At 63.7% G+C, this 25,822-nt stretch carries 23 protein-coding genes and 1 pseudogene (1 of these 24 cut by a window edge); 9 read left to right on the top strand and 15 right to left on the bottom strand.

The window, feature by feature from the left end; genetic code table 11:
* A pseudogene (locus GEV06_22860) lies at positions 1–645 on the bottom strand (twin-arginine translocation signal domain-containing protein) (it extends 39 nt beyond the left edge of the window).
* Positions 646–665: 20 nt separating this feature from the next.
* The gene (locus tag GEV06_22855) at positions 666–1,460 is read right to left on the bottom strand and encodes a protein-L-isoaspartate(D-aspartate) O-methyltransferase (protein ID MPZ20722.1); all 795 of its coding nucleotides are present in this window, start codon (positions 1,458–1,460) and stop codon (positions 666–668) included.
* Between the two features lie 101 nt (positions 1,461–1,561).
* On the opposite strand from GEV06_22855, the gene GEV06_22850 reads away from it, so the two are divergent.
* Positions 1,562–1,927 (top strand): helix-turn-helix domain-containing protein, encoded by a 366-nt coding sequence (locus tag GEV06_22850; protein ID MPZ20721.1) that lies wholly within the window; start codon positions 1,562–1,564, stop codon positions 1,925–1,927.
* An 8-nt stretch (positions 1,928–1,935) separates the two neighbouring features.
* Here the strand turns inward: GEV06_22850 and GEV06_22845 are convergent, their stop codons facing one another.
* The 6 genes from GEV06_22845 to GEV06_22820 form a co-directional block, all read right to left on the bottom strand.
* Entirely contained in the window at positions 1,936–2,361 is a 426-nt protein-coding gene (locus tag GEV06_22845) for a hypothetical protein (GenBank protein ID MPZ20720.1), read from the bottom strand.
* Positions 2,362–2,633: 272 nt separating this feature from the next.
* The gene (locus tag GEV06_22840; GenBank protein MPZ20719.1) at positions 2,634–3,173 is read right to left on the bottom strand and encodes a BON domain-containing protein; all 540 of its coding nucleotides are present in this window, start codon (positions 3,171–3,173) and stop codon (positions 2,634–2,636) included.
* A 127-nt stretch (positions 3,174–3,300) separates the two neighbouring features.
* Positions 3,301–6,459 carry an AcrB/AcrD/AcrF family protein gene (locus tag GEV06_22835; protein MPZ20718.1) on the bottom strand — a complete coding sequence of 1,053 codons (3,159 nt, stop codon included), beginning with the start codon at positions 6,457–6,459 and terminating at the stop codon, positions 3,301–3,303.
* A 214-nt stretch (positions 6,460–6,673) separates the two neighbouring features.
* Positions 6,674–7,816: an efflux RND transporter periplasmic adaptor subunit gene (locus GEV06_22830; GenBank protein MPZ20717.1), complete on the bottom strand. Its 1,143-nt coding sequence runs from the start codon at positions 7,814–7,816 to the stop codon at positions 6,674–6,676.
* Between the two features lie 170 nt (positions 7,817–7,986).
* On the bottom strand, positions 7,987–9,744 hold the full coding sequence (locus GEV06_22825; GenBank protein ID MPZ20716.1) for a hypothetical protein: 1,758 nt from the start codon (positions 9,742–9,744) through the stop codon (positions 7,987–7,989).
* A 118-nt stretch (positions 9,745–9,862) separates the two neighbouring features.
* Entirely contained in the window at positions 9,863–10,468 is a 606-nt protein-coding gene (locus tag GEV06_22820) for a TetR family transcriptional regulator (GenBank protein MPZ20715.1), read from the bottom strand.
* Positions 10,469–10,741: 273 nt separating this feature from the next.
* Between GEV06_22820 and GEV06_22815 the strand changes: the two genes are divergently transcribed.
* The 3 genes from GEV06_22815 to bshB1 all read left to right on the top strand — a co-directional run bounded on the left by GEV06_22815 (position 10,742) and on the right by bshB1 (position 15,429).
* The gene (locus tag GEV06_22815) at positions 10,742–13,522 is read left to right on the top strand and encodes a ribonucleoside-diphosphate reductase subunit alpha (protein ID MPZ20714.1); all 2,781 of its coding nucleotides are present in this window, start codon (positions 10,742–10,744) and stop codon (positions 13,520–13,522) included.
* 149 nt (positions 13,523–13,671) lie between these two features.
* Positions 13,672–14,667: a ribonucleotide-diphosphate reductase subunit beta gene (locus GEV06_22810; GenBank protein MPZ20713.1), complete on the top strand. Its 996-nt coding sequence runs from the start codon at positions 13,672–13,674 to the stop codon at positions 14,665–14,667.
* 54 nt (positions 14,668–14,721) lie between these two features.
* Positions 14,722–15,429, top strand: coding sequence for a bacillithiol biosynthesis deacetylase BshB1 (gene bshB1, locus GEV06_22805; GenBank protein ID MPZ20712.1), 708 nt, complete (start codon positions 14,722–14,724; stop codon positions 15,427–15,429).
* A 31-nt stretch (positions 15,430–15,460) separates the two neighbouring features.
* On the opposite strand, the gene GEV06_22800 is transcribed toward bshB1, so the two are convergent.
* Positions 15,461–16,636 (bottom strand): cellulase family glycosylhydrolase, encoded by a 1,176-nt coding sequence (locus tag GEV06_22800; GenBank protein ID MPZ20711.1) that lies wholly within the window; start codon positions 16,634–16,636, stop codon positions 15,461–15,463.
* 86 nt (positions 16,637–16,722) lie between these two features.
* Here GEV06_22800 and bshA point away from each other — a divergent pair, with 86 nt between their 5' ends.
* Both bshA and GEV06_22790 read left to right on the top strand, forming a co-directional pair.
* Positions 16,723–17,913 carry an N-acetyl-alpha-D-glucosaminyl L-malate synthase BshA gene (gene bshA, locus GEV06_22795; GenBank protein MPZ20710.1) on the top strand — a complete coding sequence of 397 codons (1,191 nt, stop codon included), beginning with the start codon at positions 16,723–16,725 and terminating at the stop codon, positions 17,911–17,913.
* Between the two features lie 356 nt (positions 17,914–18,269).
* Positions 18,270–18,851, top strand: a complete 582-nt coding sequence (locus GEV06_22790) for a Uma2 family endonuclease (GenBank protein MPZ20709.1) — start codon at positions 18,270–18,272, stop codon at positions 18,849–18,851.
* Between the two features lie 305 nt (positions 18,852–19,156).
* Here GEV06_22790 and GEV06_22785 read toward each other — a convergent pair whose 3' ends face one another.
* The 3 genes from GEV06_22785 to GEV06_22775 are packed head-to-tail and all read right to left on the bottom strand — an operon-like array spanning position 19,157 to position 20,863.
* A complete protein-coding gene (locus tag GEV06_22785) occupies positions 19,157–19,984 on the bottom strand; it encodes a mechanosensitive ion channel (protein MPZ20708.1) in 828 nt (275 codons plus the stop codon).
* Entirely contained in the window at positions 19,984–20,244 is a 261-nt protein-coding gene (locus tag GEV06_22780; GenBank protein MPZ20707.1) for a hypothetical protein, read from the bottom strand. Before GEV06_22780 ends, GEV06_22785 begins: the two co-directional genes overlap by 1 nt.
* The gene (locus GEV06_22775; GenBank protein MPZ20706.1) at positions 20,237–20,863 is read right to left on the bottom strand and encodes a sigma-70 family RNA polymerase sigma factor; all 627 of its coding nucleotides are present in this window, start codon (positions 20,861–20,863) and stop codon (positions 20,237–20,239) included. The genes GEV06_22780 and GEV06_22775 overlap by 8 nt, the downstream gene beginning before the upstream one ends.
* A 124-nt stretch (positions 20,864–20,987) precedes the next feature.
* Here GEV06_22775 and GEV06_22770 point away from each other — a divergent pair, with 124 nt between their 5' ends.
* Positions 20,988–22,043 carry a hypothetical protein gene (locus tag GEV06_22770; GenBank protein MPZ20705.1) on the top strand — a complete coding sequence of 352 codons (1,056 nt, stop codon included), beginning with the start codon at positions 20,988–20,990 and terminating at the stop codon, positions 22,041–22,043.
* A gap of 4 nt (positions 22,044–22,047) precedes the next feature.
* Here GEV06_22770 and GEV06_22765 read toward each other — a convergent pair whose 3' ends face one another.
* Complete coding sequence (locus GEV06_22765; GenBank protein MPZ20704.1) at positions 22,048–22,635, bottom strand: DinB family protein; 588 nt, start codon at positions 22,633–22,635, stop codon at positions 22,048–22,050.
* A 407-nt stretch (positions 22,636–23,042) separates the two neighbouring features.
* Between GEV06_22765 and GEV06_22760 the strand changes: the two genes are divergently transcribed.
* Positions 23,043–24,176 carry a hypothetical protein gene (locus tag GEV06_22760; protein MPZ20703.1) on the top strand — a complete coding sequence of 378 codons (1,134 nt, stop codon included), beginning with the start codon at positions 23,043–23,045 and terminating at the stop codon, positions 24,174–24,176.
* Entirely contained in the window at positions 24,173–25,192 is a 1,020-nt protein-coding gene (locus tag GEV06_22755) for an ATP-grasp domain-containing protein (protein ID MPZ20702.1), read from the top strand. The genes GEV06_22760 and GEV06_22755 overlap by 4 nt, the downstream gene beginning before the upstream one ends.
* Before the next feature lie 61 nt (positions 25,193–25,253).
* Here the strand turns inward: GEV06_22755 and GEV06_22750 are convergent, their stop codons facing one another.
* The gene (locus GEV06_22750; protein MPZ20701.1) at positions 25,254–25,406 is read right to left on the bottom strand and encodes a PIN domain nuclease; all 153 of its coding nucleotides are present in this window, start codon (positions 25,404–25,406) and stop codon (positions 25,254–25,256) included.
* A gap of 21 nt (positions 25,407–25,427) precedes the next feature.
* Entirely contained in the window at positions 25,428–25,658 is a 231-nt protein-coding gene (locus GEV06_22745; protein MPZ20700.1) for a type II toxin-antitoxin system prevent-host-death family antitoxin, read from the bottom strand.
* Between the last annotated feature and the right edge of the window lie 164 nt (positions 25,659–25,822).

Here is a 25,822-nt window from a genome sequence, read left to right as displayed (position 1 = left end):
CTCGCGGTGCCACAGCGCACCCTGGTTGCGAAACGCTCGCAGCGCGACAATGTCGCCGATCTGTCCGTCCAATACGCGCTGACGCGTCTCGACGCGCACACGGTCGCGTCTCATTTGCGTACCGGTCATGACGCTCAGGCCTCGTGATGCCGCACGTTCGGTTGTCTCGAGCACGCTCCGCACACCGGCGGCATCCACCGCGAGCGGCTTCTCGAGGAAGCAATGCTTCCCGGCAGCGATCGCCGCCGCAAAGTGCGCCGGCCTGAAGTGCGGCGGTGTCGCCTGCAACACCACGTCGACGCCGCTCTCGAGCAGCTTCTCGTATGCATCGAATCCCACGAAGCAGCGCCCGTCTGGGATCTCTTGTCCGCGCTTTGTCAAGAGCTGTCGTGCCTCCGAGATCCGGTCGTCGAACACATCGGCCAGTGCCGTCACCCGGACGTTTGGCGCAGCATCGAGAAAGTTCACGGCGGCGCCTCGGCCTCGTCCGCCGCAACCGATGAGCCCGGCCTCGAGCGCGCGCCCTTCCGGCGCCTGGGCTACGCGTGTCGCCGACGACGCGCTTGATGGGGTCAGCAGCGATGCCGATGTGACGGCTGCTGCGCCTAGAAAGTCTCGTCGTGTTACCCGATGCGAGTCGCCCACGGCTTGCCTCCTTGAAATGATTATCGCGGCTTGCGCGTCAGGGGAACGAATCGGACCGGGATGGTCCGTTCCTCCGTGACACCCGTCCGCGTCTTCGTAATGACCTGCATGTCCTGCTCGTGTCTACCAACCGGGATCACGAGCCGGCCGCCGACGGCGAGCTGCTCGATGAGCGGTTGCGGCACATGGTCCGGCGCCGCGGTCACGACCACGGCGTCGAACGGGGCGGCGTCCGGCCACCCTCGATAGCCGTCACCATGCCGTACATGCACGTTGGCGTAGCCGAGATCGCGGAGCGTCGCCTCAGCGCGTTCGGCGAGCGGCGCCACGATCTCGACGGTGTAGACTTCACGAGCAATTTTAGACAGTACCGCAGCTTGATAGCCCGAGCCGGTCCCGATCTCCAGCACCTTCTCGCTCGGTTCGACCTGCGCGGCTTCGCTCATATAGGCCACGATGTATGGCTGAGATATCGTCTGATTGTATCCAATGGGCAGCGGATAATCGCCGTATGCATCGACGCGATACCTGTCAGGCACGAAGCGCTCACGAGGCACACGGCCCATCGCTGCGAGCACGCGCTCATCGCGGATCCCACGGGCGCGAATCTGGTCCTCGACCATGCGGGCCCGGGCCTCCCGAGCGACCGTCCCCTCGTCCCGGCCCGCCGTCGCCTGAGCGGAGGCAACCACCTGATCGACGGCTGCCGGCCCACGCTCATCGGTGCCGGCCGGTGTCCGCAGAGCCCTCGTCCAGGCGGCAAGTGCCACGAGGACAAGGGCCGCCGCCAGGAACAGCCACCGCCAGTGACCCATGAACGTAGTATAGGCTGCTCAGCCAACGTCCACCCCGCCGGTGCTCCAAGCTGGTTGAGGCGCCTATACTAGTCCAGCCAAAGGGCCACTGATCACTGACTATGAGCGTTTGGGGAGAGGCAATTCGAGCCCTGTTGAAAGAACGTGCGATGACGAGACTCGAGCTCGCACGGCGGGCCGGCGTGAGTCGCAGCACGGTGCTCCACCTTCTCCGCGGAGGTCACAGCAGCACCGACACTCTCGAGCGTGTCGCGCGGGCGCTCGAGGTTGACATTGTCGAGCTGTTTTCGGCGCCGCCCGACCTCGGGCTGCGCCGTGACCGTCTCGTGGGCGCTCTTCTGCGGGAGCTCTCCGAGTCGATTGCACTGGCCGTACGTGAAGACGTGGAAGCACGTCGTCGTCGGGAACTGACGCGTCATCGAGGCGATCGGCGGTTGCCTTTTGACGGAGAAGGGATCAAGGGATAGGAGGAGTCCTACCACTCCAAGTCGTGTTCGGCCTGCTTGTGGGCACGCTTTACTTCTCGCCCGACGTCGGCGTTCGGCTTCAGAGTGCGAATGGCTCGGCTGAGATCCATCTCTTCGGTCACCATGCGCGTCTTGAGATCTCGAAACGCGACACCGAGGTTCTTCGATACATGAACTGCCGCAACGAACTCTTCCTCAGACGCGAAGCCGCGAGCCGCTTGCTCGACCGACATGTCGCGCGGCAGCAGCGCCTGTAGCCGCGCCACGAGCTGTGGATTTCTTGGTAACGGGGTGGTCAGAAGCGGTCGGTGGGTAGCGGTGACCGTGCGGGGCGCACTTTCCGTCGCCGCTTCGGGCGTCTGGGGCAGCGCGAAGCTGGGCGCGACGAGTAGTGCGATGACGGCCAAGAGCCCCGGCGAGACGACGCGTCCCATGATCAGTGCCTCCAGACGGACATCTGATACTTGGGTCCATCAATTCACATGCCAGTCGGCCCACACACCGAGTGCAGTCGTCCCGGCCGCCAGTTCGGTCGATAAATGCTGGTATTCCTGCTGTTTCTAGAGTGATCCACGCGCTGGGCCGCCGCCTGCCGGATCCGAGATCCCGCAGGCCTCCTACAAAGCCTTGAAGATTCTTCCAGTAGAGGAAGAAATTCCAGGCTCAAAACGCGTCACTCGGTCACCATGTCATCCATTCCCCTCGCCTAACGCGATTTCTCGTCGAGCTGCAGCTGATCGGTGACTTCGAAGACACCCGACACGCTTCGTGCCTGCATCGTCGCAACGGTCTTGTCCATTTGCGAGCCGACCGATCCGACCAGCGTCACCCGACCGTTCTTCACGATGATGTGAATCGGCGGCACGGATTGGATGGCATAGCGTTGCAGCGTGTCGTGACCGTAGATGGCCCGATACGTGGCCATGCGAATGCGGTCGTCACTGGGCGAGACCGGCAAGACCTCGATCTCGTTGACGACCTGCTCGACGCCGCGAAGGCGCTTGACCACGTTCTCTGCATCTCGTTTGAGGGTGGGTCGCCTCACTTGCCCTTGCAGCGTCACCGTGCCGCGATCTATCTCGAAGCCCAACTGATCGAAGACGCCGTAGTACGGCAGGGTGATCAACTCGTGAAACACCGAGCGCGAGAGCCGATCCATCCGGGGGTAGGTCTGGGCAGCGGCGACACTGGTGACAATCAGTGCGCTCGCCACCGCAGCGGCCGAGACAAGGCGGGTGATTCGCATGGCTGCGTCCTTTCTGAATGGCGGAGCTCAACCTAGCATGCCCCAAAAACGGGCCCAACGCTCCTGAATTCGGACACGCCAATCCACTATTGCAAATCCCGCGCCGCAAAAAGGAACCCGGTTCCTTTTACGCCGGCTCGGCCGAGCCTACTTCCGGTGCACGCTGCCCCGCCGCGGGTGCGTGCACCGGCCGGCCGGCGCGCACCTTGGACGCCAACCAATCCCGGCCAGATGCCAAGATGTCGTAGAACGTCGGAATGACCAACAGCGTCAGGATCGTGGATGTGATCACGCCGCCGATCACGGAAATGCCGAGCGGCCGGCGAAAGTCAGCTCCCTCGCCGGCGCCGATCGCGAGCGGCATCATCCCCGCCACCAGGGCAAACGTCGTCATCAAGATCGGCCGCAATCGCACCCGGCCAGCCTCGACAATCGCTTGATGCCGCTCCACACCCTGCTCCTCGGACCATTTTGCGAAATCGATCAGCAGGATGGCGTTCTTGGCCACGATACCCATGAGCAGGATCACTCCAATCATGCTCATGATGTTGATCGTATTGCCGGTGATGAGCAGCGCCAGCACGACGCCGATGAGTGACAGCGGCAGTGACATCATGATGGCCAGCGGATCGAGGAATGACTCGAACTGGAGCACCAGTACGAAATACATGAGGATGACCGCCGTCGCCAGCGCGATGAGAATGCGCCCGAAGACCTCCTCCATATCCTCCGTTTCCCCGCCCTGTGTCAGCGTGTAGCCGGCCGGCATCTGCACGTTCTGCTGAACACGCCGCATGATGCCGTCCACGACCTCGGCCAGCGAATGAGGCGCTTCGACGTTCGCCTCGACGGTGATCACCCGCTCCCGATCGAGATGATCGATTCGGGCCGGGCCCACACCGCTCGTAATGCTGGCCAGTTGGCCGAGTGGCACCGTGGCCGGCGACTGCCCGGGCGGCGCGGGCACTTGAATTGGTACCGACCGCAGGTCACGCACCCGCTCCCGCGCGTCCGGCACCAGCCGGATCTCGACGTCTCGGGTCTCGCCGCTGGGATCCACCCAGTCGCCGACGTCGATGCCCGCAAAGGCTGCGCGCAGCGTCTGCGCCACCTGGTCGACGGTGACGCCGAGCGATCCCGCCAACCCGCGGTCCACCTTCACCTCGAGCTCCGGCTTCTGCCCTTTGGTGGAGAGGCTGACGTCGACCGCACCTGGAACCTCACGCACTTCCGCGATGACAACGTCCGCGAGGCGCGCCAGCTCGTCGCTGTCGGGACCAACCAACTGCAACTGAATCTGCTTTTGACCTCCGAACGCGCCAGCCAAGCCGATGCCCGCCTGGACACCACCGAGGCGGGTCAGCTGCTCGCGCAACTCGGCCTCGACCGCTTCCTGGCGCTTTGTGCGCTCCGACTTCGGCTTCAATCGTACATAGACCTGGCCCTCATCGATGGTGCTTTGCTGGCCGCCGATTGTCGTATAGGTGTAGGCGACCTCGGGCAGGCCTCGGGCGAGCCGGGCTGCCTCCTCTGCCTTGATGACCGTGTACTCCAGATTCGATCCAGGCGGTGTGTCGATATTGATTGCAAACTCCGCGTCGTCGGACTTGGGGAAGAAGCCACTGCCAACGACGCCGAGCGCGGGCAGCGCTAGCGCGCCCACGAACGTGCCAACCGCCAGCATCACCATGGCAAGGCGATGACGCAACGCCCATGCAATCACCTGCTTGTAGCGCTCGGCCTGGCGGTTGAACCAGGTGTTGAACTTCGCGAGCTGCCGAGAGATCCACCAGCGCTCCTCCGTGGCCATGTGGGGATCGGGCCAGTAGGCCGAGAGCATCGGGTCGAGCGAGAACGACACGAAGAGGGAGACCATCACCGAGCAGGCAATCGTGAGCGCGAACGGCATGAACCATTGCTGCGTAATCCCGCCCGTGAAGGCAATCGGAACGAAGACCACCACAATAGCAAATGTCGTCGCGGCCACGGCTAGACCGATCTCGGACGTGCCTTCGCGCGACGCCGTGTAATGGTCCTTGCCCATCTCGACGTGTCGCACGATGTTCTCGCGCACGACGATGGCGTCATCGATGAGAATGCCTATCGCGAGTGAGAGCCCCATGAGCGACATCGTGTTCAGCGTGAAGCCGAACGCGAGCACCGCCACGAACGACGCCAGCACTGAGACGGGCAGCGCGAGCCCGGTAATGACCGTCGAACGCCACGAGTTGAGGAACAGAAACACGACCAGCACCGTGAGTGCCGCGCCTTCCAGCAGCGTTTCTTCGACATCGAGGACCGAGTTCGCCACATCGACGCCCGAGTTGCGGACCACGCGCATCTCGACACCAGGCGGAAGGGTCGTCTCGACCTCACGCACCTGCTCGAGAACGGCATCTGCAACGGCCGTCGTGCTGTAGCCGGTCGACTTCTTGACGTCGATGCCCACGGCCGGCTCGCCGTCGAAGAGCGCTGCCGTGCGCGCCTCTTCGGTGCCATCACGGACCGCCGCGACGTCGCCCAATCGAACGAGCCTGCCACCTGACTGCCATACCACGAGCTTGTCGAACTCGGCTGCCGTGTCGAGCCGACCTTGCAGGCGGATGCCTCGCTCGTCCAACGCCCCGTTGAGGCGCCCGACCGGCGCGGCGATGTTCTGTGCTTGCAGCGCCTGCACGACCTGAGCCACGCTGACCCCTGCGGCTTGCAGCGCCTTCGGCTGCAGCTCGACGGTCATCTCGCGCTCGATGCCGCCCACGACCGTCACCTCGGCGACGCCCGCAATACCGCGCAATCGTCTGGTGATAGCAGGATCCGCGAGCCGGGTGAGGTCAGCACTACTCAACTGCGTCGACCGTAGCGCCAGCGACACGATCGGCATGTCGTTCGGTGACACCTTGACCAGCGTCGGCTCCTCCATCTCGAGGGGCAGGTCGTTGCGTATCTCCGAGATCTCGTCGCGGATCTCCTGCGTGGCTTCCTGCATGTCCTTGCCGAACACGAACTCGACGATGATGACCCCGTAGCTATCGAGCGAGTTCGACTGGATCTCCTTGACGCCACTGATGCCGGAGATGCCTTCCTCGATCCGCTCGATGACGTCGCGCTCGACGTTCTCCGGCGAGGCGCCGGGATAGGGAATCGACACGACAACCACTGGCGGCGCGACTTCAGGGAACTCGTCCGTGTCGAGGCTGAAGAGCGCGAATGCCCCGAACAGGACGAGCGCCAACATGGCCACGATTGTCACGATGGGCCGACGTATAGCGAAATCTGAAATGAACATGGCGGCCTCAAGGTTCGAGGTTCAAGGTTCGAGGTTCGAGGTTCAAGGTTCGAGGTTCGAGGTTCGATGTTACGTGCAAGGTTTCAACGCCGGAGGTTTGTTCGGTGTTTCAGGGTAAGGGCTTGGCGTAACGGCTCGACGTTTCCGGTCCCGGCGCTCGACGTCAACCCCCTTTGCAGGAATTCACTTCCCACCTCGAACCTCGAACCTCGACCTACCTTCGTGCCTCCGCCTGCGTACCGGTCTGTCCCCCGTTGATGTCGACTGGTGTGCCGGGTGTGACGCCGCGGCCGGCACCGGTCAGCAGCACGTCGCCTTCGGAGAGGCCGGAGGTCACCTCCACGCGCTCGGTCTCTTCGTCACGCAGGCCGAGCGCGACGGTCACGAGCTCCGACTTGCCATCGCGCACCCGTGTCACCGACGTGCCCTCCTCGGTGGTGTGGATCGCGGACAGCGGAATGACGAGCCCCTTGGCAGCGGCTTGTATCACGCGTCCCTCGGCAAAGAGGCCGGCCACGAGCTGTCCCGCCTTGTTGGGAATCGAGACGAAGATCGGCACCTGGCGCGTCACCGGATCCGCGGCAGGGCTAATCCGCTCGATGCTGCCCATGAACGTCTGGCCGGGATAGCCACGCACTTGGAAGCTCACGGCCCCGCCCACGCGCAAGGCGCCCAGGGCTTCCGAAGGGACGGCTGCTTCGAGCCGCATGCTCGACGGGTCGATGATTCGAAACAACTCATCGCCGACGGCGACGATATCGCCGGCGTTGGCGGGCCGTGCGCTCACGATGCCAGCGAGCGGCGACACGACCGTGGCGTCCGAGAGCGCCTTCTCGGCGGACACGAGCCGGGACTTGGCGTCAGCGACCCGTGCTTCGGCGCTGGTCACGGCATCTTCCGCCGCTTCGGCATCGCGCTGGGCGATGGCCCCGCCCTTGACCAGCGCCGACGCGCGCTCGCGCTCACGACGTGCGGTGGCCAGCGCTTGCGCCTCCGACGCCACCGCTGACCGGGCCGACGCCGCCGCATCGGTGAGCGTACGATCCTCGATGCGGCCGAGCACTTCACCTTTTCGGACAGCCTGGCCGACTTCGGCAAGCACTTGCTGCAGGGCGCCGGCCACCTCCGCACGAACCGTTGAGTCGCGTCGCGCCGTGAGCGCACCAGAAATCTCGGGCCCCACACGGATCTCGTCCATCTTCACAACGGACGTGTTCTCACGGCCGATCCGGATGGCCGTCGACTCACTGGGCTTCTCGTTGGACGCGCCGCCTTGACTGCACGCCGCCGCGGTCAAGGCCGCGGCGGCAATCACGCCCAGTATCCCCATCACTCTACGTTTACCTGTGCGCTTCATAACCGGCCCTTTATTCGTGTCACGCCCGACCTAAGCCCAGAGCTCCCAGAGCTCACTTGAATTGACACTCGTAGCGCAGGCCTTTAGGCCTGCCTGGCCCGCAGTTGGCAGGCCTAAACGGCCTGCGCTACGGGCGCCAACTGGTTCTCCTGATCCCTGATCCCTACCCGCTAACGAACGGTTCCCGTCTGCGCTGTCACCGCTGCGCCCGTACCTTGCGTAGCCGCACCGGCGCCGGTGGTCTGGGGCTGCGTCTGCGGCGTCGTTGGCTGCATCTGTTGCTGTTGCTGCTGCCGCTGCTCGGCGGCGGCACCTGCGCCCATCTCGGTCAGCGGCAGGTCCGGCAGCAGCGCGAGGCGCGTTCGCGAGACTTGCAGATCGCGAGCCGCCTGGGCCCGATTCGCGCGTGCCTGTTCGAGCTGCAGCCGTGCATCAGAGAGCTCGAGCTGCGTCGACAGCCCTTCCTTGTAGCGGAGCTCGGCGATCTGATAGGCGCGCTCGGCCTGTTCCACCGTACCGGCGCTCGCCTTCCATGTCGCTTGGGCGGCGAGATAGTCCTCGTACGCGCTTCGTGTATCCAGGGTGGCGAGCTCACGTATTTGACGGAGCCGTGCCTGGCTCTCAGCGAGATCTGCCCGCGCAGTTGTCTCACCGGCGCGCAACCGGCCACCGGTGAGCACAGGGACGGAGACTGCCATGCCGACATTCCAGTTCGGGCGGAAGTCGCCAAAGTTCGGAAGGCCCTGATACGCCACCGGGCTGTAGGCCGACGTGAGGCTCAAGCTCGGCATCCGCTCCGCACGTGCCGCACGAACCCCTGCATCGCTGGCGGCCACCTGGGTCGCCGCCTGCCGGACGACTGTGCGCTCCACGTCGCTGAGCTGAGCCTCGCGCTGCGCAAGCGCGGTCGCGAATCGCTGAGCGGGCGGCCCGCTCACCGTATCGAGATCCACCGCTAACTCGAGCGGCTGATCCAGGGGAAGGTCGAGCAGCTGCTTCAGCCGCAAATATGCGATCTCCCTTTGCGAGCTCTGGCGAATCACGATCGGCCGCTGGCTGTCCCGCGCGACACGCGCACGCAAGACTTCGAACTCCGATTGATTGCCCACCTTCCAGGCCAGCTCGACATCTTTCAACGTGGCCTCCGCCTGTGCGAGCGCCGACTCGGCGATGGCGACGAGGCGGTCGCTCAACGCTGCATCGAAGTACGCCGCGGCGACGTCCAGCTCCACCTGTGCCCGCGTCGTGTCGACATCGATGGAGGCCACGCGCCGTAACGCGTTCGCGTTGGCCGTCTGCGCCGACAACCGACCGCCCGTGTAGAGCGCTTGACTGAACGAGAGGTTGAAGCGCCAGGCGTTCTCCTGACCGAACGGGATCTCTTCGCCGCCACCGCCGAAGAAATCAGCGGACGGAGGGCACTCCTGCAGCGCGCGCTCGATCTCGCCAACCCGACTGCCGAGCGGCACCGACCGATCCACGTTGAGCGGCGTGCAGGGCGCCACGCTCTGATCGAAGACCCCGCTGAACTCGGAGTCGAGCGTCCGGTCGTACCCCAAGGAGGCGTTGAGCTGTGGAAACAGCTCACTTCTGGCACGCTGCTCGGCGCCAGCGGCACGGTCGGCGCCGGCGCGCGCAATGCTCATCTGCTCGCTGGTCTTGCCGGCGAGCGCCAGTGCCTCGTCTAGCGTCAGCCGTTGCGCGGCTTTTTCTTGTGGCACCGGAGCTCGTGACGCCCCCACAGCAGGGCTTGGTGCGCCCTCCGGTAACGAGGCCGTGGGCGTCAGCGCCGCCTGCGCCCAGCTCGTTCGTGGCATGGCTCCAACCACCAACGCGAGTGTGGCTGCCATCACACATGCCGAATGCCGCATCCTGTACCCCCTGACCTTGTTCCTCTCGACGGGAAATATTCTCGTTGGGTAGACCATGTGCCTGTCTGTCTCCAAGAATCAGGCGCCTAAGCAGCCTACGGTGACCGTCTGAAACCTGTTCCGATTAATCGGCGAGTGGCGGACCGCGCTCGGTCAGTGGCAAGGCGCGTTCGGCCTAACTTCCGGGGCCTGAACGCGACACGAAGTCGGACACGCTCACGCCCAGCACGCGAAGCACGGCCGTGACGTAGAGCTGGGGTGCTTCATCCTGCGGATACGGGAAGCGCTCCGGCATGACATCGCGCGAGATGGCATCGAGAAAGAGCGCGCCCACCAAGACGTTCACAGCGACCCATGGATCGACCTCCGCTGAGGCGCGGCCAGACCGCTGCAGCTTTTCGAAGTAGGCCGCCAGAGCGCGAGCCGCTTCCACCGAGCCGCGCGTCGCAGTGTGCCCAACTTCCGGGTGCTCCTCGTGCTCGCCGATCGTCCGTCGGATGAAGGATCGGCCGTGGACCATCTTTTCAAAGTGCGCCTTGCCCCAGGTCAGCAGCTCTTCGACCGGATCCACCGGCTCGTCTGGCAGAGCCCTCGTTGCCAGGCCCTGCTCTCCGCAGCGCATGGCCTCATGGATGAGGCTCTCTTTCGACCCGAACTGCCGGAAGAGGGTCACCTCGCTCACGCCCGCAACCTGTGCAATGCGACGGGTGGTGGCCCCACGCCATCCCGCCTCCGAAAACACGCGCATCGTTGCCTCGAGGAGCTGCTCGCGCACGTCCATACGTCACACGTTAGCTGCCAGCTGCGGATGATTGCAAGTAATTACTTACACACAGTAGAGCTGCTCACCCTCTGGTACGCCGAAAGCTCGTCAGTAGCATCGCCGCTGGGGTAGTGCATCCCAGGCGTCGCGCCCCAAGATCAAGGTTGACTCCCAGCTGCAACCCCTATATATAGTTGTTCCCTGCCCTTCACGAAGGCGGGCCCCACGCGTCACAATTGAGTTAGAGCTATCCAAGGCGGAAGGTTCGCCCTCCGCCCGGATCACATAGTCATGGTTGCCACCACCAAAGTTGTCAAGCGTACTGGCGAGGTCGTCGGCTTCGATCGCTCGCGTATCCAGACTGCGATTCGGAAGGCGGTTCGCGCCTGCGGTCAGCCCGTCCCCGATTCCACGCTCGAGCGCATCGTCGACCGCGTCCTCGACGAGATCGACACTCGATTCGTCGACTTCTTCCCGAACGTCGAGAACATCCAGGACATCGTCGAGAAACACCTGGTTCGGGAGGGGCTCTACGAGATCGCCAAGGCGTACATCCTCTATCGCGCCGACCGGCAGAAAGCGCGCGACGCGGACAAGGAGCGCGCGCTCGAAGCCGCGCGTGTCGGCCGGCTCACGGTCACGACCCGTGATGGCCGCTCGGTGTTGTTCAACTATAAGCGCGTGGAGAACACCGTGCGGCGGCTCGCAGCAGGTCTCGAGCCGGACGTGTCGGTGGAAGCCGTCGTCCGTGAAGCGGTCAAGAACGTCTACGACGGAATCCCGACGCCACATATCGAGCGAGCGCTCATTCTCGCGGCCTCGTCGTTCATCGAGCGTGATCCGGCGTATAGCTATCTTGCGGCGCGCCTCGAGCTCAACACGCTCTTCGAGGAGACCACAGAGCGGCCCGGGAGCGATTCTGCCCGCGACGAGATCTACCGCGCCTCGTTCAAGGCGGCGATTCGAAACGGCATCGACGGCGGGCTCTTCGACAAGGGGCTCGGCGTCTTCGATCTCGACTCGCTCGCCTCGGCGCTGCAACCGGCGCGCGACCAGCTCTTCCAATATCTTGGCATCCAAACGCTGGCGGATCGCTACCTCGCGCGGCAGGACGGCCGGGTCGTCGAGCTGCCGCAGGCATTCTGGATGCGTGTGGCAATGGGGCTGGCCATTCAGGAGCCAGAGGGCGAGCGCGATCGACACGCGATCGACTTCTACGAGCTGATGTCGCAGCTGCGGTACGTGCCCTCGACGCCGACGCTCTTTCACGCCGGCACGCCGCACCCGCAGCTCTCGTCGTGCTATCTGACGACGATCGGGGATGACCTCGGACATATCTTCAAGTCGCTCGGCGACAACGCGCAGCTCTCGAAGTGGTCCGGCGGCCTGGGCAACGACTGGAGCTATATCCGCGCAACCGGCTCGCCGATCAAGAGCACCAAGGTCGAGAGCCAGGGGGTGGTGCCGTTCCTGAAGGTCGCCAACGACGTCACGATGGCGATCAACCGGAGCGGCAAGCGACGCGGCGCGACCTGCGCGTATCTCGAGACATGGCACTACGACATCGAGGACTTCCTCGATCTCCGGCGCAATACCGGCGACGAACGACGCCGGACGCACGATATGAACACGGCGAACTGGATCCCCGATCTGTTCATGAAGCGGGTCGAGGCCGACGGCACGTGGACATTGTTCTCTCCCGACGAGGTGCCGGACCTTCACGATCTCTGCGGGCAAGCGTTCGACGAGCGCTATCAGGAGTACGAGCACAAGGCGGCGCGCGGCGAGATGCAGCTCTCCAAGACCATGCCGGCGCGGCAGCTCTGGCGCAGGATGCTCACGATGCTGTTCGAGACCGGGCACCCGTGGATCACCTTCAAGGACCCGTGTAACGTCCGCTCGCCACAGGATCACGTGGGCGTCGTGCACAGCTCGAACCTCTGCACCGAGATCACGCTGAACACGTCGATGGACGAAACGGCCGTGTGCAATCTCGGCTCGATCAATCTCGTGCACCACATCGTCGATGGGCGGTTGGATGAGCGGCGGCTGGCACAGACGGTCGAGACCGCAATCCGCATGTTGGACAACGTCATCGACATCAACTTCTATCCGACCGAGGAGTCGCGGCGATCGAACCTGCGGCATCGTCCGGTTGGGCTCGGTGTGATGGGCTTTCAGGATGCGCTGTTCGAGCTCGACTTGCCGTTCGAGTCGAACAAGGCTCTGGCGTTCGCCGATAGCGTGATGGAGCGGATCTCGTACCACGCGATCTTCGCCTCCTCCACGCTGGCGAAGGAGCGTGGTTCGTACGAGACGTACCGAGGCTCGAAATGGGACCGCGGGATCTTCCCGTACGACACGTTGGCGCTGCTGGAAGCGGAACGCGGCGTCCCAGTAGAGGTCGATGGCACACGCCGCATGGATTGGGCGCCGGTCTACGCGCACGTCGAGCAGCACGGCATGCGCAACTCGAACACAATGGCCATTGCACCGACGGCCACGATCGCCAACATTGCCGGTTGCTTCCCCTGCATCGAGCCCATCTACAAGAACATCTACGTGAAGGCCAACATCAGCGGCGAGTTCACCATCGTGAACGCCTATCTCGTCAAGGACTTGAAGCAGCTGGATCTCTGGAACGAGACGATCCTCGATCAACTCAAGTACTTCGACGGGAACGTCGAGCTGATCGCCGCCATCCCCGACGCCTTGAAGGCCAAGTACAAGGAGGCATTCGACATCGAGCCGGTCGCTGCGCTCCGGCTCACCGCCACGCGCGGCAAGTGGGTGGATCAGAGCCAGTCACACAACGTTTTCATCAAGGGGTCGTCCGGACGCAGGTTGGACGAAACGTATCGGGCCGCATGGCGGATGGGACTCAAGACGACGTACTATCTGCGCACGCTGGCCGCCTCGCAGATCGAGAAGTCGACACTCGACGCGTCGAAGTTCGGCTATACGCAGAAGCGTGCGTACCAATCGGTGAGCGACCCGGTCCCGGCGGCGGTGACGGTGGCTGCCGGTCAGACATGCCCCATCGACGATCCAGAATGCGAAGCATGTCAGTAGGCAGGCCTCAGAGCGTGAGAAGTAATTGCCGTAGCGCAGACCTTAGGTCTGCCGATGGCGGTGTTGGCAGGCCTAAAGGCCTGCGCTACGAAGAATTCTTCACGAACCCACGGTTCAGGAAATAGCACTCGGAGAACCGTTCGCGAGACATGGCGATTATCAACAGCTCCAAGACCGATCCGAACAAGATTCTGCCCGTCCACTATCCGTGGGCGCGCGAGTATTACAAGTCTGGCGTGGCGAACAACTGGACCCCCGAAGAGGTGTCCATGCAGAAGGACGTCGAGCAATGGAAATCGACTCGCGTCCTCAGCGACGCCGAGCGGCGCCTTATTTCGTACAACCTGGGGTTCTTCTCTACCGCAGAATCGCTGACGGCCAACAACATCGTTCTGGCGGTCTACCAGCACATCACGAATCCAGAAGCGCGCCAATATCTCTTGCGCCAGGGGTACGAGGAAGCAATTCACACCGACACGTTCATCTATTGCTGCGATACGCTCGGCTTGGATCCGGACGAGATCTACAACATGTACATCCGGATCCCCTCTATCAAAGAAAAGGACGAGTTCGTCGTCGAGCTGACGAAGTCGGTGTTCGATTCCCACTTCACAACGGAAGGGTCGGAGAACGTCCAGCGCTTCGTCCACGATCTCGTCGGCTATTACGTGCTCATGGAGGGGATCTTCTTCTATGCGGGCTTCGCGATGATGCTCGCCTTGAAGCGGCAGAACAAAATGGTCGGCATCGGCGAGCAGTTCGAGTACATCATGCGCGACGAGAGCTTGCACCTCGCCTTCGGCTGTGATCTCATCAACACGATTCGGGCGGAGAACCCCCAGATCTGGTCCTCATCGTTTCAGGACGAGGTTGTGTCGCTCGTCGAGCAGGCGGTCGAGTACGAGAAGCGCTACGCGCGGGATGCCTGCCCGCAGGGGGTCCTCGGAATGAACGCCGACCTGTTCTGCCAGTATGTCGAGTACGTCGCGGACCGCAGGCTCGAGCGCCTCGGTCTCCCCAAGCGATACCGGCGCGAGAATCCGTTTCCCTGGATGTCGCAAGCCACGGATCTCGCGAAGGAGAAGAACTTCTTCGAGACACGCGTCACGGAGTATCAGACCGGCGCCTCGCTCGTGTGGGATTAGCGGCGGGTAGCGTGGAGCCTTCAGGCCTCGCGTCGCGGGGTTTCAACCAACGTCATGGCGCTCGAACCGGTCGACATCCTTGCCTTCGGCCCGCATCCCGATGACATCGAGATCGGCGTGGGCGGCACGGTGGCGAAACATGCGGCTTCCGGCCATCGCGTCGGCCTCTGCGACCTCACCCGCGGAGAGATGGGGAGCAACGGCACGCCGGACGAGCGGGTGGCCGAAGCCGACGAGGCACGGCGCACGCTGGGCGCTCACTGGCGGACGAATCTTGCCCTCCCGGACCGCGCCCTCGGCGGCCCCGATCATGTTCGGCAGGTCGTCGAGATCGTCCGCGAGACGCGGCCGGCCGTGATCGCGCTTCCCTATTGGGAAGATCGCCACCCGGATCACACGGCGGCGAGCCGCCTGGTCACGGAAGCGGCGTTCAGCGCGGGCCTGCGCCGCTACGAGCCACAGGCCGGCGAGGCCTGGCGCGTCGACTGGCTCTGTTACTACTTCATCAACACGACCGGACCAGCCTCGTTCGTCGTTGACGTCTCCAGTCACTACGAGACCAAGCGACAGGCGCTGGCGTGCTACCGCTCACAGTTCCAACCTCACGGCACCGACTCAGTCTCCACGCGCCTGACGCTGCCCACATTCCTCCGGCTGATCGAGAGTCGCGACACGCACTTCGGCGCGCTGGCCGGTGTCTCGTTCGCTGAAGGCATCCTTGTCAAGGATCTCATCGTCCGCGAAGGGCTCCTTCGACGTTAACCACAAAGGCCACGAACGTGCCCTTCGTGGTTCAATCTTTGCGTCCTTCGGGGTCGCTCGCGGTGATGCGCTTGATGTACGCGACCTCCTCTGCGTGGTATGGCTCGCCATTCGACCGAAAGACGTCGTGGAACCACGGCGAGGGCTCCCGAGTGTACGGCTTCTTCCACGAATCCCACGGGTAAACCGTCTGTGACTTGCCCGACACGAAGCCCCAGTTGTACGCGCCAACTTTCTGTTCCTTGAAGTACCCCATGATGGGGTCGAAGGTGCTCTCGCGCGGGCGCGCCATGTACTCCGTGCAGAGGATCGGGCGCTTGTAACGACGAAGCGACTCGACGCGCTTCTGGACATCCGGCAGCGGATCGTAGCTATGAAACGTGATGATGTCAGACTCTTCCAGCATGAACGTGACGATCGGGCTCATTTCGTCCGGATCCCATGAGTCTCTCCAGACCCCGGCGGTAATGGGTTGTGAAGGGCCGACCTCGCGTGCCCAAGCGTACGTCTTCCGCAGCAGCCGCAGCGCGAGCTCCGCCTTGTTCTCCGGCTCGAGCTTCCCATACGACGAGGCATTGGGGTTGTCTGGCTCATTGAATATGTCCCAGACATGCACTCGCCGATCCGTACGAAAGTGAGCGATGACCCCCTGGATGTAGGGTTTCAACTCATCGTGTCGCCCAGGATCCCCGAGGATCTCGACGCCAGGGCTCTGCACCCAACCCGAATTGTGCAACCCCGGCTTCGGCGCCCGCTGCTTGCCAAGGGCGGGATGCGGGTCCCACACGCCATCGAGCAATACGAACATGACACCAATGCGATGCTTCTCCGCCACGTCGAGAAACTGCTCGATGCGCGACAGGAAACCCTCGGCATCCTGCTGCCACAACAGGTGATGGAGGAAGACCCGCATGCTGTTGAAGCCAAGCTGCGCGGCCCATCTGAGCTCCCGGTCGATCGTCGCAATGTCGAACGTGTCGGCCTGCCACATCTCGAGCTGATTGATTGCCGTGCTCGGTGCAAAGTTGCTGCCGACGAGCCATGGCTGACCTTCGTACCAGCTCGTAGCCTCGTCTGGGGTCCACTGTGAGCGCGCTGAGAAAGCTTGGCCGGCAGATGTCGCTTGCGCGGCCGGCGGCCTCTCGTCTGCACTGCCAGTGCAACCCACGATTACCGCGGACAGGATGACGATAACGGGCACCTTCATACGAATCCACCTCCATGGAGCCGGTTACTGAGAATGGTAAACTCCAATCAGGGCTCAGGACTCAAAACTCAGAACTCAAGACTTGCATGCGCATTGGAATGATCTGCTATCCGTCGATTGGTGGTAGCGGCATCGTCGCGACCGAGCTTGCCGGCAGCCTGGCCGCGCGCGGCCATCAGGTGCACGTCATCAGCACAGAGGTCCCGTTCCGACTGAGCGAGTACGTGGCCGGCATGACCTTCCATCGTGCGAAGGCTCCCGATTATCCCGTCCTGCACGAGCCGCAGTATTTGATCGCGCTCGCAAACAAGACTGTTCAGGTGGCCCGAGCGCACGGGCTTCAACTGGTCCACGCCCACTACGCCATCCCTCACGCGGCCGCCGCGTATCTCGCTCGCCAGATCCTCGCCGATCGGAGCGCCGCGGCGGCCCCGCGGGTCATCACCACCCTCCACGGGACGGACATTACTTTACTTGGGAGTGACCCCTCGTATTCAGAAACCGTCGCCTTCTGCATCGACCACTCGGACGCCGTGACCGCGGTGTCGGAGAGCTTACGGACGGACACTTATCGTGAGCTACCGGTCCACAGCGCGATTCGCGTGATCCCGAACTTCCTCGATTGTGCGCTGTACCGGCGTGTCCTCGATCCAATCCTCCGCGAGCGATTGTGCCCATCCGACCGCTTCGACAAGCTGGTCGTGCACGTCTCGAACTTCAGAGCCGTCAAGCGCGTGCAGGCGGTCATCGAAATCTTCCATCGCATCCGGTCGCGCGTGAACGCTCGTCTGCTGCTGGTCGGCGATGGCCCCGACCGCTCCGCCGCGCTCGATCTGGCACGCCGGCTCGGTCTGGAGTCGGCCGTGACGGCGCCCGGCGAGCAGCAGAACGTGATCAGCCTCTTGTCGATTTCGGATCTCTTCCTCCTGCCGTCGTCACAGGAAAGCTTCGGCCTGGCTGCGCTCGAAGCGATGGGATGTGAGGTGCCGGTCGTCGCCTCTCGCGTGGGAGGCTTGCCGGAGGTGATCGATGATGGCGTGACCGGCTTCCTCCACGAGCCGGACGACCTGGCCGGAATGGCTGAGAGCGCGATACAGCTCTTGATCGACGAGGCGTTGTGCCAACGTGTGATCAGTGCCGCGCGCGCTTCCGTTGCTCTGCGCTTTTGTGCCGAGCGCATCGTGCCTCAGTACGAATCGCTCTACCGCCAGGTGCTCGAGCGGCCCAACACGGGCACGTCCGTTTCTGCCTCTACCGGGACTGCCGAATCCGCTTGACCGACCGTCCCGGACATGTCATCGTCTGTTTACGAGAGCCCTTGAAACGCCGAAGCTCGAATGTGACAGGTCGAGGTTCGCGCCGACAAGTGAGCATCGTGGAACCGCCGCTTGATCAACCCGTGCGGTGACCTGATGGTTGCCACCCGGGGGCCGGAGCACGAAAAAATCCTCGTCCGCATGGCGGTCTCGGTGTCCGCCAGTGTCTTGCATACATGACTTCTCCGCCGACTCGTTCGCCGAAGCGCACAACGCGACAGCGGACGCACGACGGCGGACGGTGACTTCTCAACACGTTCTCTGATAGCCAAGACTCGAGACACACATCTGTTCTCGGTGTCAGATTTCTGCTCAAGATGGAGGGTGCTGTGTCGCGGATGACTGTCGAGGAATATCTGCAGCGGCCGGAGGCCGTGCGCCGGCAAGAGCTTGCCTACGGGCTGGTTCGTGAGCCGGCCGTGCCGAGCTTGGATCATCAGTCCACCGTTACCCGCCTGACGGTGATTCTGGACCGACATGTTCGCCGACATGGGCTCGGACAGATCTGTGTCTCGTCGGTGGACGTCGTGCTCGACCGCGAGCGAGCGCTGATCGTGCAACCGGACATCGTGTTCGTGTCGTCAGAGCGTGCTGCGATGGTGACGGATCGGGTATGGGGCGCACCGGATCTCGTCGTCGAGGTCCTCTCGGTAGGCAACGAGCGCCACATCCGTGTGACCAAGCTCGCATGGTACCGGAAGTACGGCGTGCGCGAGTGCTGGTTCGCCGATCCGCTCGGACGCACGGTCGAAGTACTGCGCCTCTCACGCGGGCAGGAAGAAGGCGCACGGGATCTGTATCGCGGCGCCGTCCCTATTTGCTCGCATGTGTTGGGTCCGCTTGCTGTTCGCACCGAGCGGCTGTTCAAGGAGGGCACGCTGGGTGCCACGGGCCATTGAGATAGGCCGCCTCGGCGAGGGCCGTAAACCTCAACAATGGCGCAACCTCTGGCGTTGTGCCTGTGGTGGCGGCGGCTGGCGGATGTGACTTCTCCGGGGTACTCGTGTCTAGGAATAGTAGCGTCGGGAAACCGGCGCTCGTGCCCAAACCCGGTTGTGAGCCTCCCCTCGCATCGCCGGGGGCGGGCACGTCTAAGGGACGGGGATCCTGAACGCAATCAGCTCCCGAGGTAGGGGTTCCCGTCCCCCGTTACGCGGGTGGAGTTGGTCGTCATATCTCCCCAGCGGCGATCAGCTTCACTCACCTACCTGCTTCTCACGATCTCGTCCACGAGCGTGCGATTGGCGACGCTCACGGTCCCGCCTTCCTCGACATCCAGTAGCGTTTGGGTGGTCGTAATGGCTCGCACGGTGCCGCGCTGACCAAGGAGCTCGACCGTGTCGCCTATCTTGAAGATCTTCCGCGCGTAGAACCCAGCGAGGATGTTGCGGGTGATGTCCTGCGTTCCAAATCCAAATGACAAGCCAAATGCCAGGGCGAGGCCAGACAGTGAGCAAATGGTGACGATGCGGATGATGTCCGTGTCGATCCTGAGCTGCGCGAGCGCCATAATCCCGACAACGAACAGGATCAAGCCCGACACGAGGTTGCCGAGCGGCCGCGCGATGTCGATACCCGATTCACTCGCAGCGGCCGCGACGGTATTGCCGGCGAATTGACTCGCCGCGCTGCCGGCTGCCAGCAGCAGCACGGCGGCAACGATATTCGGGAGATACGCGAAGAACGCCGCAAAGGCCTGCGACACGGCAGTAAGCCCGAGGAGGTCCGCCCCGATCCGCGCGATCAAGCAGAGGAGCAGGAAGTAGACCAGGCGCGGCAAGACGACGTTGAGCGACTGCCGCAAGCCAATGCGCTGCAGCGTGCGGTCGATTCCGGCTTGCTGGAGCAGCGCGTCGAATCGCAAGCGCGTGAGCACGGCGCGCAGCCCGCGCTCGATGAGCTTTGCCACGATTACCATCACGACGATGGCCGCAACACCCGCGAGCGCACGCGGTACGGCGGTGACTCCGGCGGTAAACGCGCCGCCGAAGATCTCCGAGAGCTGGTCGAGCACCCCTGGCTGTTCACTCATCAGCGTTGCCCCTCCTCGGTACGCGGCCGCGCGAGACGACCAAAGAGCGCCGCCAACATCGATACGAACTCCATCGTCCAGGCGGCAAGAGCGCGCCACCCGAACGTCAGGACGTCTCGCGCCAGAAAGCGTCGCTCGATAGCACGCCGCACTCGCACAACGAAATCTGGAGAGGGCTCGTCTCCGAGGTCTCGAAGCCAGGAGACCGGCTCGCCCGTGTCGGGCGCGTCAGGGTCGCTACGCGGCGGTAGATCAGACATGGTCGGCACCTCGCGCGGCCTGGTCCAGCGAGACGCCGACTGAACCATCCGCAAGCACAAACAGTCGCCGGAACTCTTCCCGCCCGCGCTTGATACGCATCTTCACGGCGGAGAGCCCAATCCCGAGCACGGAGGCAATCTCCTCGTACGACATGCCGTCGGCGTCACGCATCACCAGCGGGATCCGCAGCGTGTCCGACATGGCATCGAGCAGAGCAGCGATATGGCGCCGAGCGTCCTCGACTTCGAGCGCCCGCTCAGCGTCCGCCTCCGCCTGCAACTCCGGCGCACGCGCGGCGGTCTCGTCTTCGAGGTCGACATACGCCACGCCCCGTCGGCGCCGCAGGTAGTTCAGGCAGTGATTGACCTTGATTCGCTGCACCCACGTTTTGAACGACGAACGGCCTTCGAAGCGATCCAGCGCAAAGTACGCCTTGACGAACACCTCTTGCGCGAGGTCTTCGGCCGCGTCGGCCGTCGTCAAATGGCGGCAGTTTGCAAGCACGCCCCGCTGGTGCCGTTGGACCAGCGTCTCGAACGCACCGGTGTCCCCCTCAGGCGCATTCGTGACGCGCTCCACCAGAGCCTCATCGCTGAGCTCGGATTCTCCCCTTGGCATCTCTGACACCCGTCGGGACCCAGAAGTCACGTCCGCCCAGACGCCCCGCCGGAGGCGGGGCAAACTGATACTGTGGCTAGTGTGCTGTCTCAGTGATTCGCGACATACAAGGGGTCATTGTAACGTGCGACGGTGGCAGATGATGGCGTTGCGCGGGGCGCGGAGTATCGCGCGCTTCATTCGCGCCCGGGTGTCTCCGTTCGCGCCCGAGCCGTTCGTCGCCTCACGGTGGGCCTGGGCACAGGATACCCCGTTCGTCATCGGCGCCAACCTTCCTTGGATCACGTACGGCCTCGACTTCGGATCCAACGCTTGGCAGCCGGCGGGCGGATTGAGCGCACATCCAGAGCGTCTCGCGCAGCTGGACGCGGTGTGCGCGGCGCTGGCCGCACAAGACATTCAGCTCATGCGGTGGTTCCTGCTGTGCGACGGACGGGCAGGAATCCGCTTCACGGAGGGCGGCGTGCCGCTCGGTCTCGACGACTCGACGTGGCGCGACGTCGATGCCGCGCTCGAGTGCGTACAGCGCCACGGCCTGCGTCTGCTCCTCGTCCTGCTCGATTTTTATTGGTGCCGACCGGCACGAACGGTTCGAGGCGTGCGCCTTGGTGGCCTCCGCACGGTGATACACCAACCGGCCCTCCGCGAAGCGCTCCTCGAGCACGTCGTGTCACCGCTCTTTCAGCGGTACGGCTCGCACCCGGCGATCTTCGGATGGGATCTGTTCAACGAGCCGGAATGGGTGACCCTTGGCCTCGACGGGTGGCACCCGCGCGCCGTGGTCTCGCCACAGGCCATGCGCACCTTCTTGCGCGATGCGGCGTGGCAGGCCCGGACGCACACCAAGCAACTCGTCACGGTTGGTCTAGCGAGCGCACGCGGCCTCGATCTCTGTCGCGGCCTGCCCCTCGACTTCCACCAGGTCCACTGGTACGACTACATCGAGGCCGAGGCGCCGCTGGAGCGTCACGTCGCCGAGCTCGATCTCGACAGGCCGGTCGTGCTCGGCGAATTCCCGACGCACGGTTCTGGGCGGCCCACGGAGCTCCTGCTCCGGCTCGCGAAGCAGGCTGGCTATCGTGGCGCGTTGCTCTGGTCGGTCCGCGCAAACGACGCCGCCAGCGATTGGGGCACGGCACAAGCGGCGCTCGCGCGGTGGCGCACCGATCCGATGGCGTGATGTTCTATTGCTCGCCTCCAGGCTGCTGCTCGCTGCTCGGCGGGACGATGCCCTTGATCCGCATATAGGTGATGAGGTTTCCGTAGTGCTCCCACGTGTGCATATTGTTAAACGCGAGCATGCTCAGGCGCGCCTGCTCGCCAAACGGTGTCTTCGGCAGCATCTCGCTGCCCTTCGCGTCGGTCATGTCGCCGTAGATCTTGTCGCAGTGGGCAAACGCATCGTTCAGCGCCTTGGTGAGATCGGCGCGCGTGGTGGCTGTCTTCTCGAAGTCCGGCGGCTTCGACATCTCGCCGGCCGCCATCCCACATATCATGTAATTGGCGTCGGCAATATGCCCGACGATCTGGCCATACGACCGGACGGTGTCGACCGGCTTGAATCCCAGTTGATCCTCCGGCATCTTCTCGAGACTGCGAAGCACCAGCTGCTTGGTCGCGTCGTAGATCCGCTTGGTGCTATCGGTCATGGGATTCGCGCTCGACGCGGTGGCCGGCGCAGCTTGTTCGCCCTCCGGGGTCTGCCCGCTGGCGGCGGTCGCCACACAGGTCAACACACAAGCCACGGACAACGCTGTAAATTCGGCTCTCATGGGCACCCTCCTTCTGGAACGTGGGGCTCTCAAGATGGTAGGGCGCGTCAGCCTCCCGCGCCGTCACAGCCGCCTCGGCGAGGCGGCCCTACCTAGAACCCTTGAGAACCCGAAACTTGACGCATTTGAGTCAAGTTTCAGGGTTCTCGAGTGAGCGTCGTGGGGCGCAGCCAGAGGCCGCGGCCCGCTAGAACCTGACCCTTCTACACCGATTCTCGGCAAAACGGAAGCGTGGTAGGGCGCGTTCGCCGACTCGTCCGCCGTAGCGCGAAGCGCGAAGACGTGAACGCGCCGTCGGGACGCCTCGGCGAGACAACGGCCGCCTCGGCGAGGCGACCCTACCTGGTGGGCTCCCTGGTGCCCGGCGACAGGAGACGGATAGACTACGGCCGGAGGCCAATACTGCCATGGACCCCCTCAGGGAGGGCGCCAGCCCGGTGGCGTCCGGCGCCGAGACGTCGTCCGACCCACCCGCGGCGGGACCGGCCCCCCCGCCGCCTGCTGAGCGCCCGGAGCCGTCGCGGAACCGACCAGCCGTCCCGCCCAACTGGCCGGAGCTCTCCGATGAGGAGCTGCTGAACCTTCGGCTCTGCGATCTGCCGCTGGCGATTCAGGGCAGCAAGCTGGAGGCACGCATCCAGCAACTCTACGACGAGCTCGCCGCACGCCAGATTCTCTTCCGCCCGCACGTCTGGCTCTCGGATGAGTGGTTCACACCCGACGGCGTCGGCGGCGTCGCCGTGCCCTTCTATCTCGCACACCCGCGCCTCGAGAAGCTCGAAGAAGCAATGATGCTGGAAGTCGAAGGTGGCACGGACGAATGGTGCATGAAGATCATGCGGCACGAGGCGGGACACGCGATCGATCATGCGTTCGAGCTCCATCGGCGGCGCAAACGTCGCAAGTTGTTCGGTTCGTCTACGCTAGAGTATCCGCAGTTCTACACGCCGAAGCCATACAGTAAGAGCTTTGTGCTTCATCTCGACGCGTGGTACGCGCAGAGTCATCCCGACGAGGACTTCGCGGAAACATTCGCCGTCTGGCTGGCGCCAGACACGCATTGGCGGACGCGTTATGGTGGCTGGCCTGCGCTGCGGAAGCTGGAGTACATGGACGAGCTGATGAAACAACTCGCGGGCGAGCAACCGGCGAGGGTCTCGCGTCGACGCGTATATCCGCTGGCACGCCTCAAGAGAACGTTGCGCCAGCACTACGCGCGAAAGAGCGCGCACTACGGCCTGGAGTACCCGGACTTCTACGACCGTGATTTGCGGCGCCTGTTCTCAGAGAATAGTGGCACGATGAGCGCCGCCCGCTTCCTGTCGCGCATGCGGAAGGACGTGCTCCGGCGCGTGGCACGCTGGACGGGCGAGTATCAGTACACGATCAACCAGGTGATCGAGGACATGATCGTCCGGTGCCGCGAGCTCAAGCTCCGGTTGGATCGTCCAGAAGATCAGGTCAAGCTCGAGTTCACGGTCATGCTTACCGTTCAAACCATGAACTACCTCCACAGTGGCAGACACCGGGTAGCGCTATGAGAAAGCTCCGCGTGCTCTGCCTGATGCACCACTACTTGGTGCCCCCGGCCGACGCGGCCAAGTATCACGTCGACGTCGACTGGAAGACGGAGTTCGACGTGAAGAACACGTTGGAGTCGATGGGTCACGACGTGATCGCGGTGGGCGTCAGAGACGATCTCGGCGTCGTCAAGAACGCCGTCAGCGAGTTCAAGCCGCACATCGTCTTCAACCTCATGGAGAACTTCCACGAAGTGGGCGTCTTCGACCAAAACGTGGTCAGCTATCTGGAGCTGCTGCGAGTGCCATACACGGGGTGCAATCCGCGTGGCTTGATGCTCTCGCGCGACAAGGCGTTGTCCAAGACGCTGCTGGCCTTCCACCGGGTGCCGATACCGGAGTTCACCGTCGTGCGCGTCGGCCGTCCCATTCAGCGGCCCAAGCGTCTTCGCTTCCCGCTCATCGTGAAATCGCTCACACAGGAGGCCTCGATTGGCATCTCGCAAGCGTCGGTCGTCGAAGACGATGACAAGCTGCGAGAGCGCGTGCGGTTCGTGCACCAGAGCGTTGGGACCGACGCCATCGTCGAGCGCTACATCAACGGTCGAGAGCTGTACGTGGGCCTGCTCGGCGATCGAAAGGTGCAGGTCTTCCCGATCTGGGAGCTGGACTTCGAGAAGATGCCGGGCCAGTCGTGGCGCATCGCCACGGCGCGCGTGAAGTGGAGCACGACGTATCAAGAGAAGTACGGCATCAGGAGTGGGCCGGCCCGCGATCTGCCCGAGCCGCTCGTTGAGCGGATTCGGACCCTGTGCAAACGTGTTTACCGGGTACTCGACCTCAGCGGCTACGCGCGGATCGATCTCCGACTCGATCCCGACGGGCGCATCTACGTGCTCGAAGCCAATGCCAACCCGCAGATCGCCTATGGGGAAGATTTCGCGGATTCCGCGGAAGCGGCGGGCATCTCGTACGAGACGCTACTGCAGCGCATCCTCTTGACGGGTCTGAGGTGGCGGCCCGAGCGACGGGGGTAACGGGAAAGAGAGACGGAACGTTGCCTCTCGGCGGTTTGCTGCCGGCGTCTGCGTTGACTGATTAAGTGGGGCGCCAGCGCTTTACCAACCGCGAGCGCAGGATCAGCCTATCGTGCGTGAGGATCGGAAGCTGCATGACGCGGCATGTCGCGACAATGAGCCGATCAGCCGGATCGCGGTGAAAGCTCTTTGGAAGTGCAGCCATCCCAGGCATGCGTGTCGAGGAGCGGCACGTTCACCGAAGCGCCTCGATCTCACGCTCATCGATTGCGGGCGAAAAGGGGTCGCCATGCCAACGCGCGGCTCCCCGGACGCGGAGCCACGGACGCGCGTCGTAATCTCCGGCCGGAACAAGGCTCGCGACCACACGACCGTGCTTGGTGATGGCAATGGACTCGCCGCGCTCACGGACACGGTCAATCGTGGCCAGACACTTCGCCTTGAACTCCGTGGCGGTCATCTTCATGTGACCAGTCTAAATGACCGGTCATCATTCGTCAATCCGACCCGCGGCTGGCGGAAGCGACGTCTGCTGCGAGCTCCATCGAACCGCAACGATGGATCCCGAGTAATGGCGAACGTGCGAATCTCATTTCACGAGCAGCTTCGCGTTGCTGGCACACAAGGACC

The organism is Luteitalea sp. (genome assembly GCA_009377605.1).
Lineage (GTDB): Bacteria > Acidobacteriota > Vicinamibacteria > Vicinamibacterales > Vicinamibacteraceae > WHTT01.
The sequence above is the reverse complement of the archived record's forward strand: the minus strand, read 5'-3'. Positions and strand labels throughout refer to the sequence as shown.